The organism is Nocardioides pacificus (assembly GCF_054775955.1).
The window spans coordinates 666,015-681,299 of sequence record NZ_BAAHCI010000005.1 but is presented as its reverse complement, the minus strand read 5'-3'; the positions used below and the strand labels follow the sequence as shown (position 1 = coordinate 681,299).

Here is a 15,285-nt window from a genome sequence, read left to right as displayed (position 1 = left end):
CGCCGGATGAGGCAAGCACGTGCCCGAACTGCGGCGGCGTGGTCGTCTACCGCGGCGTCGGACGACGGCCCGTCTGGTGCTCCACACGGTGCCGCAACGACGCCGCTCTCCAGCGACTCGGAGCGCGCAAAGGCGCGATCGAGATCCGGATCGTCGAGATCCCCCGCACTCGTGCCGGAGCCCAGCCACCCGACGCCACAACGACATCCAGCGATCCAATGCCGTCCACTGGTCCAGAACCGAAGAGGGCCGCCCCTTCGATCGAGCAGGCACTCCGCACAATCCGCAATGACCCACAAGCAGTCGGCAAGCTGCTCGCGCACCTAGAACGCCGTCGCGCCAACGGCAACCTCTCGGCCTATGAATGGCTACCGGTGCGCAACGCGCTACGGTTGATCACGCGTGAACTGACTCCGGACGTGGAACGGCCACCGCCTGCAACTCTGCGCCCCCCAGCTGAACAAAAACCGCCAGGTCGCTCATAGGCGGTGGCGATGGTATGGGCTACATGGGACTTGGGCATGTGCTCGGGATCCCGCCAGATGTCGGCGGCGCCCAGCAGACTGGACGCATGGGCAGAGACCGCAAGCGCCGCGAGCCGCGCCGAGAGCGCAGGCGCGCGAAAGAGACTCTGAGTGAGTCGCCGATCAAAGTCGCCATCGCAACGACGCCACAGAGCGGGGCTGGGGATCGCCGGCCTCTCGATCAAGACACAGAGTTGACTAAGGCCGCGCTGCTCTACGCCGACGAGGTCGAGTTGGTGAGCCTCGGGGTGTCAATATTCGACGAACTGCGGCAAGTCATCGACGCTGGGGAACTGGGGGGATACGGGCTGCTCGCCTCACTGGACGACGACACGATCAACTACCTGGCGACCCGAGACGGCTCCGAAGCGACGCTGCCGCTGGACTGGCGCCAGACGATGGAGGCGGCACTGTCTGTGCCGCCTGAAGCTCTTGAGGCCTTGGGCGTCGAAGGCGCCGACCAACTGCGGGAGCTGCAAGAATTGGCCGCCGAGCACGGCCGCGAGATGCAGGCGACCCTCACCAACCTGCTGGACGAGCAGGGGGCGACCGAATTGGTGACCGCGATCAGGAGCGGGTCGATCAAGATTGCCGACCTCGGCGCGTCCCCTTCTTCAACATTGCGCCCAATGGACCTCGACCCGACCGACAACACCGACGTCCAATTGTGGAACTGGATCGATGCGCTCGTCGCGCGGTTGACGGACAAGAAGACACGGCTCCTATTCGACCGGCAGGCTGGCGGGATCATCCAGTCGATGCTGGAAGGAAGGATGATTCCGGCCAACCCGCAGGGCTTGCGCCTTGCGGCGCAGGCAGCCCTCGGCGCGGGATTCACCGAGCGCCTGCCCGCGTTTCCAACTGCCAAAATGGACGAACTGTTGGACATGCGGAAGGAGTTGGCGCTGCCGCTGGCCCGCTATCGAGGCGCCGTCGCTCGGTTCTCGAAGGACATGCCGCAGGTTGTAGGGGAGAACCTTGACTTCGAGGTCGAGCAGCTGTAGATCGAGACGGTGAAGCCTGTCCTGCTGGGACTGGAGGACGAAATGGCGGACCACGGGCTGGTGCGGGAACTCGCGCGCACCTTGAGCGTGGAGCGGATACGCGACTTCAGCAGCTGGACCGCAGGCACCTACATCACGGTCGCGAGCGCGACGGCCCTAGACGCCCTCACGACGGGCCTAATCGCCACGGCGGGAGGTGGGGCTGCGACGGTAGCGCTCGAAGCGATTCGCGCTCAACGTGAGGGGCAGGCGGGGTCGAAGGCGAGCGAGTTCTACTACCTGTACGAAGCGAACCGTCGCCTCGGTTGAAGCAGATTCCATCTACGTCACAGTGGGCGGTATGCCGGCCTCCGTCGTCAGGAGCAGCTGGCGAGTCACCCGCCAACCTGTTCGTCCCACAGCAGGGCGCCCATCTGGCGGGCCGCGCGCCGGCGCAACTCGTCGACGGCGTGGGTGTAGCGCTGGGCGGTGGCCATCTCGGTCCAGCCCATGATCGACATGAGCGTGCGGATGTCGACGTTCTGGAGCAGGAGCAGGGTCGCGGCGGTGTGGCGGGCGTCGTGCAGGCGGACCTGGCGGACGCCGGCTCGCTTCAAGAGGGCATGCCATTCGATGCGGTCGCGGGCCGGGTCGATCAGTCCACCGTCGGTGGCGGGGAAGACCAGGTCGTGGGTGCTGTCCCAGGCTTCGCCGGCCGCGAGGCGCCGGCGGATGACTCCTGCGCGATGGCTGCGCAGCTCGTCGACGAGCGGTCCCGGAAGGACGATCGTGCGCTTGGAGGCCTTCGTCTTGGGCTCGACGAGGAGCAGACCTCCACCGATGCGGCGCTCGCACTCGGCGCCGCGCCGGTGACCACAGAAGGGGATGTTCTCGACGACGGCGCAGCCGTGCTCCCAGGTGCGGCGTTGGGTCGAGCGGCGCACCCGCAGGACGCCGTCATCGAGGTCGACGTCGTCCCAGACCAGTCCGAGCGCCTCGCCCTGGCGCAGGCCGAGGGAGAGGGCGATGGACCAGCGGGCGGGATGGAGCGTGGTCTGGGCGGCGGTGAGGACACGGCGACTCTCCTCGATGGAGAGGGGATCGACCTCGACGTCCACGGCTCGGGGCGGGCGGGCGATGAGGGCGGGGTTGCCGACGAGGCGACGACGGCGGACGGCCTCGTTGAGTGCGGAGCGCAGCACGCGGTGAACGGCGCGGATGGTGTGGGTGGAGTGCCCCTCCGCCTGCATCCGGCGGTAGTGCTCCTCGAGGTGCTCGGGCTGGATCTCGCTCATCCGCCAGCCGCCCAGCGTCGGCTGCACGTGGAGTCGCATCTGGCTGCGGTAGGTGGACAACGTCTTCCAGCGCACGGTCATCGGCAGGATCGCCTCCAGCCAGTGCTCGAGCCAGGCTCCCAGGGTCGGGTCGCCCTGGGTCCAGGTGTGCCCCTGGGTATCGCGTCGGAGCTCGAGCGCGCGGACCGCCTCGCGGAGCTCGGCCTTGGTGCGGCGCTGGACGTGCCGGCGGTCGGTGGTGCCGTCGGGTCGACGGCCCAGGGTGACGCGGGCGTGCCAGTGGCCGTCGGCGCCGCGGTAGATGCTGGGGCTGGTCAGCTCGGCGGACTTGCGCGGCCTACCCATGTCGAGTGTCGCGCATCTGGGCAATGAACCGTTCGAGCTCGCGGCGCTCGACGCGGACCGAGCGGCCGACGTGCACGACGGTGAGCCCGTGCCGAGCGACCTGCCGCTCGACGCTGCGCCGGGCGCAGCGCAGCTCGCGGGCGGCCTCGTCGAGGGTGAGCAGCAGGGTGTCGGCTGCAGTCGTGGTGGGGGCGGTGGTGGGGGTGATGGTCTCCATGTGGCACCTAGGGACGGCACCGGCGCCCCGACGATCACCCGGGAGAGGGGATACGGGGGGACGCAACCGGGTTCCGGGGGGACGCCGGGAGGGATGCGGTGGGGGGACGCGTCCGAAGCCGACCCGGGGCGACAGCGCACCGGCGAAGAGTTTTTGAGACGGTATTTGAGACGGAGAAGGGCCGCTTCCCCAGTGGGAAGCGGCCCTTCTCGACGCGTTCGCGCAGGTCATGCGGTGGATCCGATCTGTGCGCCTGTAGGGATTCGAACCCCAAACCTTCTGATCCGTAGTCAGATGCTCTATCCGTTGAGCTACAGGCGCCCGTCCCCACACCGCGGCGCGAGGACTGGATGAGAATAGCCGACCGGGCCGCAGATCCCGAAATCAGACCCGCCCCCGCGCGGTGATCCGCCTGACAGCGGCCCGCTGATGGGGCAGCATCCAAGGAGACGCACGGTTCTTCACCGAGGGAGCGGCAGACGATGGCAGACGTGGATGCAAGCCTGGATGACGCGGGACTGACCAACCCCGAGGTGCGCGCCTACGTGCACCAGTGGGCCGAGCTCACCGGCGCCGCGCGGGTGGAGGTGGTCAGCGCCGCCGACGACGAGCGCCTGATCGCCGAGGCGCTGGAGGCCGGCGAGCTGCTGCCCGCCGGCGAGGGGCGCTACTACTCCCGCAGCTACTACAAGGACACCGCCCGCTCCGAGGAGCGCACGGTCGTCGCGACGAGCAACGCGGACGACAAGGGCGTCTACAACAACTGGCGTCCGGCCGAGGAGATGACGCCACTGCTCCAGGAGCGGATGCGCGGCGCCTCGGCCGGCAAGACGATGTACGTCATCCCCTACCTGATGGCGCCGCCCGGCAACGCGCTCGCGCCGTACGCGACGGGCGTCCAGCTCACCGACGCCCGCACGGTCGTGCTCCACATGATCCGGATGTCGCGCGTCGGCGTGGAGCACGTCGAGGGACTCGAGGACCCCTCGCAGTTCGTCCGCGCCGTGCACGTCACCGGCGATCTGGAGCACCTCGGGCAGGGCACGCCCGACGACCAGCGCTACTTCGTCACCGTGGCCGACCAGCGCACGATCCTGCACTTCGGCTCGTCGTACGGCGGGAACGCGCTGCTGGGCAAGATCGCCCACGGCCTGCGCCAGGCGGCGTACGACGGGTGGGCCTCGGGGCTCTTCCTCGCCGAGCAGTACATGCTCATCGGCATCCGCGACAAGGAGACCGGCCGCACCCACCACATCTGCGGCGGCTTCCCCAGCGCCTCGGGCAAGACCAACCTCGCGATGATGCTGCCGCCGGACAGTCTCGGCGAGCGCTACGACGTGTGGTTCTACGGCGACGACATCGCGTGGCTGTGGATCGACCCGGCGAGCGGTCGGCTCTTCGGCATGAACCCCGAGTACGGCGTCTTCGGCGTCGCCAAGGACACCAACGAGGGCACCAACCCCACCGCCCTGGCCTCGGTCGGGCCGGGGACCGGCACGATCTTCACGAACGTCGCCTACAACCCCGACACCGAGGAGGTCTGGTGGGAGGGGCGCACGCCGCAGCCGCCCGCCGACGTCACCGGCTGGCTGGATTGGAAGGGCGTGCCAATCGCCGAGCGCGATCCGGGCGACGACAGCCCGTGGGCGCATCCCAACAGTCGCTTCACCACGACCCTGGACAACGTCCCCAACATCGCGCCCGACTACGACGCGGCTCCCGGAGTGCCGATCGACGCCATCATCTTCGGCGGCAGGACCCGTGACCGCGAGCCGCTGATCCGCGCGATCCACGACCTCGCGGAGGGCGTCTACGACGGACTGACGCTGGGCGCGGAGGCGACGTCGGCGGCCGAGGGCGTCGAGGGGCTGCTCCGCTACGACCCGATGTCCAACCGCCCCTTCATGGCCTACGACGAGGGCGACTACGCCGCTCACTACCTGAAGATCGTCCGGGCGGCGAAGGACCAGCCGATCTTCGCGCACGTCAACTGGTTCCAGCGCGACCCCGACGACGGCCACTTCCTGTGGCCCGGCTATCGCGACAACCTGCGCCCCCTGCTGTGGCTGCTTCGCCTCAAGAACGGGGAGGTGCAGGGCCGGCAGACTCCGGTGGGCATCCTGCCGACCGCCGACGAGCTCGACCTCGAGGGGCTAGACATCGCCCCCGGCGACCTCGACAGGGTGCTCTCGATCGACGTGGCGCGCTGGCGACAGGAGATCGGCTTCCGCGAGCAGCACCTGGCGCAGTTCGCCCGGCTCCCCGAGGAGATCTGGGCGGCGCACCGCCGCGTCGCCGCCGCACTCCAGGCTGAGGACGACTAGGCGCCCAGGGCGCGCCGAGGGCGCCTCCGCTAGGCGCCCACAGGAGCGCCCGATCATGCGTGAGACCCACGTCACATGCAGTTGATCGATCCAATATGAGGGTCCGCGGACGCGGGCTACCCTCAGCCCACCAGGGGGCACTGCGGTCACAGCCCGTCGTACCTCATGGCCGACAACAGCCGCGACAACGAAGCCGCGCGATCACACATACGACACTCCACGACACGTCCATCGATACGCTCGATGGCCGGGGTCGCTACACCCTTTGCCGGTGGGCGACCTCGCGATGCGCGAGAGGGAAACGAAGACATATGACCGCCGAACTCCAGGTGCCCACGACTCACGAAGGCATCCTCGCCTGGGTCAACGAGATCGCTGAGCTCACCCAGCCCGACAACATCCACTGGTGCACCGGCTCCGACGAGGAGTGGAAGCACCTGACCGAGACCCTCGTGGCATCGGGCACGTTCACGCAGCTGAACCCGGCCATCAAGCCGAACTCCTTCTATGCGGCCTCCGACCCCACCGACGTGGCGCGCGTCGAGGACCGCACCTACATCTGCTCGGTCGACGAGAAGGACTGCGGGCCCACCAACAACTGGATGGACCCCAACGAGATGAAGGACCTCATGCGCGGGCTGTACGCCGGCTGCATGAAGGGCCGCACGATGTACGTCATCCCGTTCGTGATGGGTCACCTCGACGCCGAGAAGCCGATGTTCGGCATCGAGCTCACCGACTCCGCCTACGTCACGGTCTCGATGACCGTGATGGCGCGGATGGGCAGCTCGGTCCTGCGCCGCATCGAGGAGCTCGCGGCCGCCGGCGAGGACCCGCAGTGGGTGCCCGCTCTGCACTCCGTCGGCCACCCCCTGGCCGAGGGGCAGGCCGACGTCGCCTGGCCCTGCAACGACACCAAGTACATCGTCCAGTTCCCCGAGGAGCGGATGATCTGGTCCTTCGGATCCGGCTACGGCGGCAACGCCCTGCTCGGCAAGAAGTGCTACGCCCTGCGCATCGCCAGCGTGATGGCCCGCGACGAGGGCTGGCTGGCCGAGCACATGCTGATCCTCAAGCTCACCTCTCCCCAGGGCGTGCGCAAGTACATCGCCGCGGCGTTCCCGTCGGCGTGCGGCAAGACCAACCTCGCCATGCTGGCCCCGACCGTCCCGGGCTGGAAGGTCGAGACCCTGGGCGACGACATCGCCTGGATGCGCATCGGCGAGGACGGCCGCCTGTGGGCGGTCAACCCGGAGTACGGCTTCTTCGGCGTGGCGCCGGGCACCAACCAGGACACCAACCCCAACGCGATGAAGACCATCGAGAAGGGCAACTCGGTGTTCACCAACGTCGCCCTGACCGAGGACGGCGACGTGTGGTGGGAGGGTCTCGAGAACCCGCCGGCCAAGGCCACCTCCTGGAAGGGCGAGCCCTGGACGCCGGACTCCGAGGAGCTGTCCAGCCACCCGAACTCGCGCTACTGCACGCCGATCAAGCAGTGCGACATCCTCGCGCCGGAGTACGACGACCCGCGCGGCGTCCCGATCGACGCGATCCTCTTCGGCGGTCGCCGCAAGACGACCATCCCGCTGGTGACCGAGGCCCGCGACTGGGTCCACGGCACGTTCATGGGCGCGACCCTCTCCTCGGAGACCACCGCGGCCGCCGTCGGCGCCGTCGGCGTCGTGCGTCGTGACCCGATGGCGATGCTGCCCTTCATCGGCTACAACGCCGGCGACTACTTCAACCACTGGATCAACGTCGGCAAGGACAACGACGCCGCCAAGCTCCCGCGGATCTTCTACGTCAACTGGTTCCGTCGCGACCAGGACGGCGGCTTCCTGTGGCCGGGCTTCGGCGAGAACAGCCGAGTCCTGAAGTGGATCGTCGAGCGCATCGACGGCCAGGCCGCCGCGGTCGAGACCCCGATCGGCCACGTGCCGGCGCCGGGCGCGCTCGACATCGACGGGCTCGACATGTCCGCCGAGGACCTCGAGGCCGCGCTCAAGGTCGACGCGGAGGAGTGGAAGGCCGAGATCCCGCAGATCCAGGAGTGGTTCGAGAAGTTCGGCGACAACCTGCCGACCGTGCTGTGGAGCGAGCTGGACGGGCTCAAGCAGCGTCTCGGAAGCTGATCCACCCGGCACCGGAGCTGCTGCTCCGACGCTGAGCTCGCCGCAGGGCCCCACCCGACGACTGTCGGGTGGGGTCCTGGGGGTTTCGGGGGGTTCCCTGCAAGAACCTGCAAACGATGGATAATGCCCGGCAGGGGTTGACGGGAGGACAGCGTGGAGCAGTACGGCCCAGAGGAGCGCGAGCTCTTCGAGACGGCGGCGCGTGACCTCTATGAGCACGTGCTCACCTCAGGCCCGATCGAGGAGGACAGTCCACGCATCTCCGAGGGCGGACCGGACCGCGCGGCATTCGAGCTGCTGAGAGAGTTGGGCCTACTCGTCTTCGAGGCCGCCACGGGCTGCTATGTCGCCACCGACCCCTCGGCAGCCCAGGCGCGGGTCGTAACCCCCCTCGGACAGCAAGGGGCAGAACTCCTCCAGGAGTCCTCCCAGTGGGCCATGGCCTTCAACTCGCTCTCCCAGACATGGCGGCGAGCCCCGCACCCGGCGATGGGCTCCATCACCGAGCTGCGAGTCGAGGCCATCAACCCGTTCCTCACCTCACTCGTGCGCGATGCGGAGTGGGAGCTGCTCACCGCTCAGCCCCAGGCTGGCCGCGCTGCCGCGCTGGAGACCGCTCTGCAGCGCGACATCGCCGCCCTTGAGCGCGGCGTCCAGATGCGGACGCTGTATCAGCACGCGGCGCGACGGAACTCGCAGACGCACAAGTACGTCTCCGCCGTGACAGAGCGCGGCGCCGAGGTCCGCACCCTCGACGAGTTCTTCAACCGCCTCATCGTGGTCGACCGCCGAGTGGCCGTCATCCCCGGCCACGAGGGTCTCTACGTCGCCTTGGCGATTCGGGACCCCTCGCTGGTCGCCTACCTCGTTGACATGTTCGACCGCCATTGGGAGCGCGCTCGACCGTTCACCAACCGTGAGACATCGATGATGAAGGACATCGCCGCGGAGCAGCGAGCGATGACCATCCGAATGCTCATCGAGGGCCACGCCGACCCGGCCAGCGCGAAGCGTCTCGGCGTCAGCCCGAGGACGTATGCGGGGTACATCTCGGATCTCAAAGAGGAGTACGAGGCGCAGACGCGCTTCCAACTCGGGTACGCGATGGGAAGCCAAGGTGTGTCCGGCCAGGAACGAGCTCCTGAGGAGGAGTGACCGGGGGCGGTTCCGTTGCCGAGACGGGCTGGTTGGCCACCCTCGGCAGTCCCCCTCGTAGACACGTCACCCTGAAAAATGTCACAAGGGCAGTGACGTCAGACGTCACTGCCCTTGTGCCTTGAGACGGGCCGGGGGGATGGCTCAGGGACCGAACATGTGGGGGTTGGTTGGTCCGCGTCTCAGGGATCTTGGTGGGGGTTACCAGCCCCAGCTGGTGTCCCGCAGGGGGACGATCTTCGAGGAGTCCGTCTTGCCGTTGCCACCAGGGGCCGCCTGGGCAGGCACCGAGGTCCCGAGAACAGCAAGGCTCATGACTGCTGCGGCCAGTGCGATACCGACGCGACGCAGGTTCTTCATTGTGACCTCACCTTCTTGTGAGGGCCAACGGCGACCCTCGCTGGACACCATTCTGGGGTCAGGCGGAGGAACCTTTCAGCCGATCACTGCCTCACAAACTTGCATTGCATCAAGTTGCAGAAGCTGGCAGTCCTCCGAGACCCGCCAGAACGCAGCTCGGCCCCGGTCCCCACGAGGGGGAACGGGGCCGAACTCACTGCGGAGGCGGCGGGATTTGAACCCGCGAGAGGGCACAACCCTCAACCCGCTTAGCAGGCGGGCGCCATAGACCGGACTAGGCGACGCCTCCCAGACAGCCGTCACAGGCTACAAGGCACCCCGGGCTCTTGCCGAATCAGGGGCGACACTCGCGCGCCGTACCCGGGTGAGACAGGCCCGGGTCAGAGTCGGCGCAGGCCCTGTCCGTGCTGCAGGTGCTCTTGCAGGTCACGCACGAAGACCTCGCGCGGGACGGAGAGATAGGCGACGGGGATCGTCGTGCTGCGACCGTCCTTGAGCCGGACCACGACACACGCCGTACCACCGACCGTGGCGGCGACGGCGTCCTCGACGTCCGTCCACCGGGCCTGCATCACGCCTGCGCCACGGATGTGGCGGACCTGGTAGCCGTCCTCGCCCAGGCGCACCGCCCAGCCGCGCAGCAGGACCAGGGCCCCGACGACCGCCAGCACCACCAGACAGGTCACGCCCGCGAAGGGGACCAGCCAGCCGGGCAGCGAGGCCAGTCCCACGAGGAGCAGGGCGATGACCATCACCACTCCCGAGACGACCAGCAGCGACCCGAGCAGGCGGGCGTTCAACGAGGGAGAGAGACGGTAGTCGGACACCCCACGATTCAAGCAAGACACGACCGGTGCGGACCAATCGGGCACGCACTTGTGGTCCTCGATGGCGCGCGCCACACTCGGTGCGGAGGCGCACCTGCGCCCGTGACCGCCAGGAGGGCTCAGATGGGTACGACGCCGGGCGCGGCCCTCAGGAGTGTGCAGCAGGCCCTCGACGCGATCCCCTCGCCGAGCGACCGGAACTCGGGCGCCGACGTGGCACTGGGCAACTGGCGCTGGACGGTGCGCCAACGCATCCTCGGGGTCCGCGACATGCTGGTCGACGAGAGCGCCTATGAGGGCGAGGGGTGGCTGATGGCGCGCGGCGGCGCGGCGATCCGCGAGCGCAACGAGCTGCTGCTGCGCCTGAGCCGGATGGCTCCCCACGTGCTCGAGGACAGCGACGTCGACAACGTACGCGAGGAGCTGCGGCGGCTGCTGGTCGACATCTCGCACCACCTCCAGCGGTTGCGCGACCTCGCCTACGACGAGGTCAACCTCGAGCTGGGCGGCTCGGAGTAGGCACACCCATACGCTCAGCCGGCCGAGCCGCTTAGACTGCTCCCGCGCAACGGTCACGAGCCGCCCTCGGGTGGGGTCGGACCATGCGAGGAGGGGTGCCGGAGCGGCCGATCGGAACCGCCTTGAAAGCGGTCGTAGGGAGACCTACCGCGGGTTCGAATCCCGCCCCCTCTGCCAGGTCACCGGGTCTCGACGTCGGTTGGTTTCGACGGCGGTTGCTGCGCAACCTGCTCAACCACCGGCTGCGCAACCTGCTCGACCAGCGGGGGTCAGTCCAGGACGACCAGGACGTCGCCCTCCTGGACGACGTCGCCCGGCGTGACCCGGACGGCGGCGACGCGCCCGGCGACCTCGACGAGCACGGGGATCTCCATCTTCATCGACTCGAGCAGCACCACGGTGTCTCCGGGAGCGACGGTGTCCCCCGCGGAGACGGGGACCTCCATCACGTTCGCGACCATCTCGGCAACGATCTCGATCTGCTTCTCGCGGGCCATGATCGCGACGGTAGTCGTTACTTGCAGGTACCCCGAATGACTACTGCAGCGGCTGGGCCCGGGCCGGTTCCGGACGCACGGCCGCGGCCTCCTCGAGACGACGGGCACGGGCACCACGCGGCCCCGTGAGCGCGAGATCGAGCCGGATCACGACGTACCCGACGACGAGCCCGACCATCAGGCTGTAGCCCACGGACAGCACCGCCTCGGCGAGGGAGGCTGCGGGGTTGACGATCGCGTGGGTCAGCGGCACCGTGGCGGTGATGCCGAAGGCGCAGACCCACCATCCCTGGCGGCGCCGCGCACGCATGTGACAGCCCCAGACCAGGGCCGGGACTCCCAGCAGCGCCTGGATCGGACGGGGCACGGCGCCGAGGTTCTCGCGGCTCCAGCGCACCACGTCCAGGGCCGAGTCGACCAGGCCGGGCGTCCCATAGCGGCGCAGCATCTCGGCGTACGCCAAGATCACCGCCAGCAGCAGGCTGCCCACCAGCACCGCGAAGAACCCGCGGCGGCCGAGGCCGTGCAGGCCCGCCCCGAGGCGGTAGACGGCGGCGAAGGAGGCGGCCAGCGCCAGCGCCAGCGTCGTGTACTCGAAGCGCGTCAGCAGCACGGCCGGCTCATAGCCGACGGCGGCGAAGCCGCCACCCGCCGCCACCGCGAGCGCCACCAGCACCTCGCGGACGGCGTGCCAGAAGGTCACGGCCGGCACGGTGGCCATCACGCCGAAGACGCCCGCCACCACACACACGAGCACCGCCGCCCCGCTGCGCAGCAGGTCGGTGTCGATCACCAGGACGCCGATCCCGAGCACCAGCGCGAGCAGGGAGAAGATGACGGCGCGCCCGCCGGTGCGCACGGCGAGACCCCAGGTGTAGGCCACGGTGATCATCACCGTGCCCACGCTGCCGAGCCATGCCGGGCCGATCGGCACCATCGGGGCGATCATGCCGGCCACGCCCACCAGCACCACCAGGCTCCAGAGCACGAGCCGGGTGCGCGGTGCCAGCGGCTCACGCCACCGGCTCGAGTCACGTCCACGCTGGGCAGCGGGCGAGGAACGGCGGTCGGCAGCCGGCTTCTCTGCGACCGTCCGGTCCACCACCAGCGGCTCCACCACCAGTGGGTCGGCGGGCTCCCGGCGGGCGCGGAGCCGGGCCCACCGCGACGGGGGTCGCGGAGCGGCGCGGCGAGGGGCTGCGCGACGGCCCTTGGAGGTGGATGACACGACGAGGAAGGTTACAGACGCCGGTTGGACAGTGACGGGTTGGTGCGTCGGGCCCGGTCCAGCACCTCGCGCTCCAGCGTGGCCCGGACGAGACCTGGCTCTTCGCCGGTCTCCGCCAGCACCTCCCCCATCGGGTCCACCACCAGCGAGTGCCCGGTGTAGCGCGGTGCCGGCTGGCCCACCGCGAGCACCCAGGTGGTGTTCTCGATCGCGCGGGCGCGGGCCAGCGTCCGCCAGTGGTCGACCTTGAGGGGCCCGGCGAGCCAGGCTGCGGGCACCACGAGGACCTCGGCTCCCCGGTCGACCAGCGCCCGCGCCAGCTCGGGGAAGCGCAGGTCGTAGCAGGTCATCAGCCCGACCCGGAAGCCCTCCACGTCGATCACCACCGGCTCGGTGACGCCCGGGCTGAGCCGGTCGGACTCCCGATAGCCGAACGAGTCGTACAGATGGATCTTGCGGTACGACGCGCTGACGCCGGGGCCGCGCGCGACCAGCGTGTTCCAGGGACGGGCCGGGTCGGCCGACGCCTCGAACATGCCCGCCACGACGACGGCGCCGCGCTCGTCGGCCACCCGCTCGACCTCTCGGACGAAGGGGCCGTCCATCGTCTCCGCGAACGCGCTCACGTCCGACCCGGACGGACCGAAGTCGCGCGCCCAGGCCTCCGGCAGCACCACGAGGTCGGCGTCGTCGGGCACGAGGTCGGCCAGCCGGCGGCGGTTCTCGTCCGACTCGAGCCCGGACGCCTCCTGGACCAGCGCGATGCGCAGCGAGTCACTCATGTCTCCAGAGTGCCACCCCCGCCGGCGCACCGAGGGGTCGTGTGCCCCAGCACGCGCTCCTCCGCGTCCCCAGGCACACGACCAGGGCTCCCGGGGAGGTGGGAGACTCCGCCCGTGGACTTCGACCTCAGCGCCCAGGGCTTCTCCGCCGTCGTCCTCGCCGGCGGCACGGCCGCGCGGATGGACGGCATCGACAAGGCCTCGATCGAGCACGCCGGTCGCACGCTGCTGGAGTACGCCCTCGACGCCGTGCTCGACGCCACCGAGGTGGTGGTCGTCGGCGAGCAGGTGCCGACCGAGCGACCCGTCACCTTCACCCGCGAGGACCCCCCGCGCGGGGGCCCGGTCGCCGGGCTGCTCACCGGTCGCGACGCGCTCCTGGGCTCGCCGACGCTGCTCGGCGTGCTCGCCGTCGACATGCCCAAGGTCACGGCGCACACCTTCCGCCGGCTGCGCGAGGCCGCTGTGGGCCATGACGGCGCGTTCCTGGTCGAGGCCGGCGGCGAGGGACGCCGCCAGCTGGCCGGCGTGATCGACGTACGCCGTCTCGACGAGGTCCGCCCCGGACTCGAGGAGCAGCACGGGATGGCGCTGCACCGCCTGCTGGCCGACCTGGACCTCGCCGAGGTGCCGGCCGACGGCGACGAGGGCGTCGATGTCGACACCTGGCGTGACCTGCGCGACCTCGAGCGCTGACGCGACACGCCACAGGTTGCGGACCGCGCCCCGTTCGGCGAGTGTGGGTCCCGTGAACCTGCACGACTGGATCGATGAGCTCTGCGACGTCCTCGACCTGGACGTCGAGGTGGACGAGGGCCTGGTCCTGGACCTGGCCAAGATCGCCTCGCACCAGGTCGAGCGTCCCGCCGCGCCGATCACGACCTACCTCCTCGGTCTCGCCGTCGGCATGACCGCGGCCAACCCCGAGCAGACCGAGCAGCTGGCCGCCCGGGCCCAGGCCCTGGCCGAGGGCTGGGAGCGCCCCGCCGGTGCGCCCGACCCGCTGGACATCAACGACCCGGTCCCCGACGACACAGGCGTCGACCACTCGACGGACGTCTTCGAGGCCTGAACCGCCACGCTCACGGGCGGCCTCCTAGGCTGGGCGCATGCGCGCCGTCATCGCTCCCGAGCCCGGGGGCCCCGAGGCCCTGACCCTCACCGACCTGCCCGACGCCGACCCCGGCCCGGGCGAGGTGGCCATCACCGTTGTCGCGACGGCGGTGAACCGTGCCGACACCCTGCAGCGCCAGGGCTTCTATCCCCCGCCGCCGGGCGTCACCGACGTGCTCGGCCTGGAGTGCAGCGGCATCATCGCGGCGGTGGGCGAGGGCGTGACCGACTGGTCCGTGGGCGACGAGGTCTGCGCCCTGCTCTCCGGCGGGGGCTACGCCTCGCGGGTCGTCGTGCCCGCCGGTCAGGTGATGCCCGTCCCCGCGGGTGTCGACCTGGTGACCGCTGCCGCGCTCCCCGAGGTGGCGTGCACGGTGTGGTCCAACGTGTTCATGGTCGCCGAGCTGCAGCCGGGCGAGCACTTCCTCGTCCACGGCGGCGCCGGTGGCATCGGGACGATGGCCATCCAGATCGCCTCGGCGTACGGCGCGAAGGTCTTCACCACCGCCGGCTCCCCCGAGAAGCGGGCGCTCTGCGCCGAGCTCGGCGCCGACGTCACCATCGACTACCGCGACGAGGACTTCGTCGAGGTCCTCCGCTCCACCGGCGACGGCCACGGGGCCGACGTGATCCTCGACAACATGGGCGCGAAGTACCTCCCTCGCAACGTCGACGCGCTCGCCGTCGAGGGACGCCTCGTGATCATCGGCATGCAGGGCGGCGTCAAGGGCGAGCTCAACATCGGGAAGCTGTTGGCCAAGCGCGCCAGCGTCGCCGCGACCTCGCTGCGCGCCCGGTCCACGGAAGAGAAGGCCGCAGTGTGCGCCGCCGTCGTGGAGCACGTCTGGCCACTGGTCGCCGACGGGCAGGTGAAGCCCATCGTCCACGAGACGATGCCGCTGGAGGACGTGGCGCGGGCCCACACGCTGATGGGCGAGGGTGGGCACAGCGGCAAGATCCTGCTGACGCTCTGAGGGGAGC

The 15,285-nt window shown here is 69.8% G+C and carries 15 protein-coding genes and 3 tRNA genes; 10 read left to right on the top strand and 8 right to left on the bottom strand.

Annotated elements, in window-relative coordinates:
• The first annotated feature begins 571 nt into the window (after positions 1-571).
• Both ACYU7L_RS05815 and ACYU7L_RS05810 read left to right on the top strand, forming a co-directional pair.
• Positions 572-1,528 (top strand): hypothetical protein, encoded by a 957-nt coding sequence (locus ACYU7L_RS05815; protein WP_460794370.1) that lies wholly within the window; start codon positions 572-574, stop codon positions 1,526-1,528.
• Positions 1,529-1,537: 9 nt separating this feature from the next.
• On the top strand, positions 1,538-1,837 hold the full coding sequence (locus tag ACYU7L_RS05810; protein WP_460794369.1) for a hypothetical protein: 300 nt from the start codon (positions 1,538-1,540) through the stop codon (positions 1,835-1,837).
• A gap of 65 nt (positions 1,838-1,902) precedes the next feature.
• Here ACYU7L_RS05810 and ACYU7L_RS05805 read toward each other — a convergent pair whose 3' ends face one another.
• The 3 genes from ACYU7L_RS05805 to ACYU7L_RS05795 form a co-directional block, all read right to left on the bottom strand.
• Positions 1,903-3,147, bottom strand: coding sequence for a tyrosine-type recombinase/integrase (locus tag ACYU7L_RS05805; protein ID WP_460794368.1), 1,245 nt, complete (start codon positions 3,145-3,147; stop codon positions 1,903-1,905).
• Positions 3,140-3,364, bottom strand: a complete 225-nt coding sequence (locus tag ACYU7L_RS05800; RefSeq protein WP_460794367.1) for a helix-turn-helix domain-containing protein — start codon at positions 3,362-3,364, stop codon at positions 3,140-3,142. The genes ACYU7L_RS05805 and ACYU7L_RS05800 overlap by 8 nt, the downstream gene beginning before the upstream one ends.
• A 248-nt stretch (positions 3,365-3,612) precedes the next feature.
• A tRNA-Arg gene (locus ACYU7L_RS05795) sits at positions 3,613-3,685 on the bottom strand.
• Between the two features lie 161 nt (positions 3,686-3,846).
• Here ACYU7L_RS05795 and ACYU7L_RS05790 point away from each other — a divergent pair.
• The 3 genes from ACYU7L_RS05790 to ACYU7L_RS05780 all read left to right on the top strand — a co-directional run bounded on the left by ACYU7L_RS05790 (position 3,847) and on the right by ACYU7L_RS05780 (position 8,978).
• A complete protein-coding gene (locus ACYU7L_RS05790) occupies positions 3,847-5,688 on the top strand; it encodes a phosphoenolpyruvate carboxykinase (GTP) (RefSeq protein WP_460794366.1) in 1,842 nt (613 codons plus the stop codon).
• A gap of 311 nt (positions 5,689-5,999) precedes the next feature.
• Positions 6,000-7,823, top strand: a complete 1,824-nt coding sequence (locus tag ACYU7L_RS05785; RefSeq protein WP_460794365.1) for a phosphoenolpyruvate carboxykinase (GTP) — start codon at positions 6,000-6,002, stop codon at positions 7,821-7,823.
• Positions 7,824-7,976: 153 nt separating this feature from the next.
• Positions 7,977-8,978 (top strand): LuxR family transcriptional regulator, encoded by a 1,002-nt coding sequence (locus ACYU7L_RS05780; RefSeq protein WP_460794364.1) that lies wholly within the window; start codon positions 7,977-7,979, stop codon positions 8,976-8,978.
• Between the two features lie 559 nt (positions 8,979-9,537).
• Here ACYU7L_RS05780 and ACYU7L_RS05775 read toward each other — a convergent pair.
• Both ACYU7L_RS05775 and ACYU7L_RS05770 read right to left on the bottom strand, forming a co-directional pair.
• Positions 9,538-9,627, bottom strand: a tRNA-Ser gene (locus tag ACYU7L_RS05775).
• A 91-nt stretch (positions 9,628-9,718) separates the two neighbouring features.
• Positions 9,719-10,165 carry a hypothetical protein gene (locus ACYU7L_RS05770; protein ID WP_460794362.1) on the bottom strand — a complete coding sequence of 149 codons (447 nt, stop codon included), beginning with the start codon at positions 10,163-10,165 and terminating at the stop codon, positions 9,719-9,721.
• Between the two features lie 123 nt (positions 10,166-10,288).
• Here ACYU7L_RS05770 and ACYU7L_RS05765 point away from each other — a divergent pair, with 123 nt between their 5' ends.
• Together ACYU7L_RS05765 and ACYU7L_RS05760 are read left to right on the top strand one after the other, a co-directional pair.
• Positions 10,289-10,684 (top strand): hypothetical protein, encoded by a 396-nt coding sequence (locus tag ACYU7L_RS05765; protein WP_460794361.1) that lies wholly within the window; start codon positions 10,289-10,291, stop codon positions 10,682-10,684.
• A gap of 89 nt (positions 10,685-10,773) precedes the next feature.
• Positions 10,774-10,861 (top strand) — tRNA-Ser (locus tag ACYU7L_RS05760).
• Between the two features lie 92 nt (positions 10,862-10,953).
• On the opposite strand, the gene ACYU7L_RS05755 is transcribed toward ACYU7L_RS05760, so the two are convergent.
• The 3 genes from ACYU7L_RS05755 to ACYU7L_RS05745 are packed head-to-tail and all read right to left on the bottom strand — an operon-like array spanning position 10,954 to position 13,191.
• Positions 10,954-11,181, bottom strand: a complete 228-nt coding sequence (locus ACYU7L_RS05755; RefSeq protein ID WP_460794360.1) for a biotin/lipoyl-binding carrier protein — start codon at positions 11,179-11,181, stop codon at positions 10,954-10,956.
• 40 nt (positions 11,182-11,221) lie between these two features.
• On the bottom strand, positions 11,222-12,409 hold the full coding sequence (locus ACYU7L_RS05750; protein ID WP_460794359.1) for a hypothetical protein: 1,188 nt from the start codon (positions 12,407-12,409) through the stop codon (positions 11,222-11,224).
• 11 nt (positions 12,410-12,420) lie between these two features.
• Entirely contained in the window at positions 12,421-13,191 is a 771-nt protein-coding gene (locus ACYU7L_RS05745) for a carbon-nitrogen hydrolase family protein (protein WP_460794358.1), read from the bottom strand.
• Positions 13,192-13,305: 114 nt separating this feature from the next.
• On the opposite strand from ACYU7L_RS05745, the gene mobA reads away from it, so the two are divergent.
• Genes mobA through ACYU7L_RS05730 form a run of 3 tightly spaced genes read left to right on the top strand, consistent with a single transcriptional unit; the run spans position 13,306 to position 15,278 of the window.
• A complete protein-coding gene (gene mobA / locus ACYU7L_RS05740) occupies positions 13,306-13,887 on the top strand; it encodes a molybdenum cofactor guanylyltransferase (RefSeq protein WP_460794357.1) in 582 nt (193 codons plus the stop codon).
• 52 nt (positions 13,888-13,939) lie between these two features.
• Positions 13,940-14,263 carry a DUF6457 domain-containing protein gene (locus ACYU7L_RS05735; RefSeq protein WP_460794356.1) on the top strand — a complete coding sequence of 108 codons (324 nt, stop codon included), beginning with the start codon at positions 13,940-13,942 and terminating at the stop codon, positions 14,261-14,263.
• Between the two features lie 37 nt (positions 14,264-14,300).
• Positions 14,301-15,278: an NAD(P)H-quinone oxidoreductase gene (locus ACYU7L_RS05730; protein WP_460794354.1), complete on the top strand. Its 978-nt coding sequence runs from the start codon at positions 14,301-14,303 to the stop codon at positions 15,276-15,278.
• Positions 15,279-15,285 lie beyond the last annotated feature (7 nt).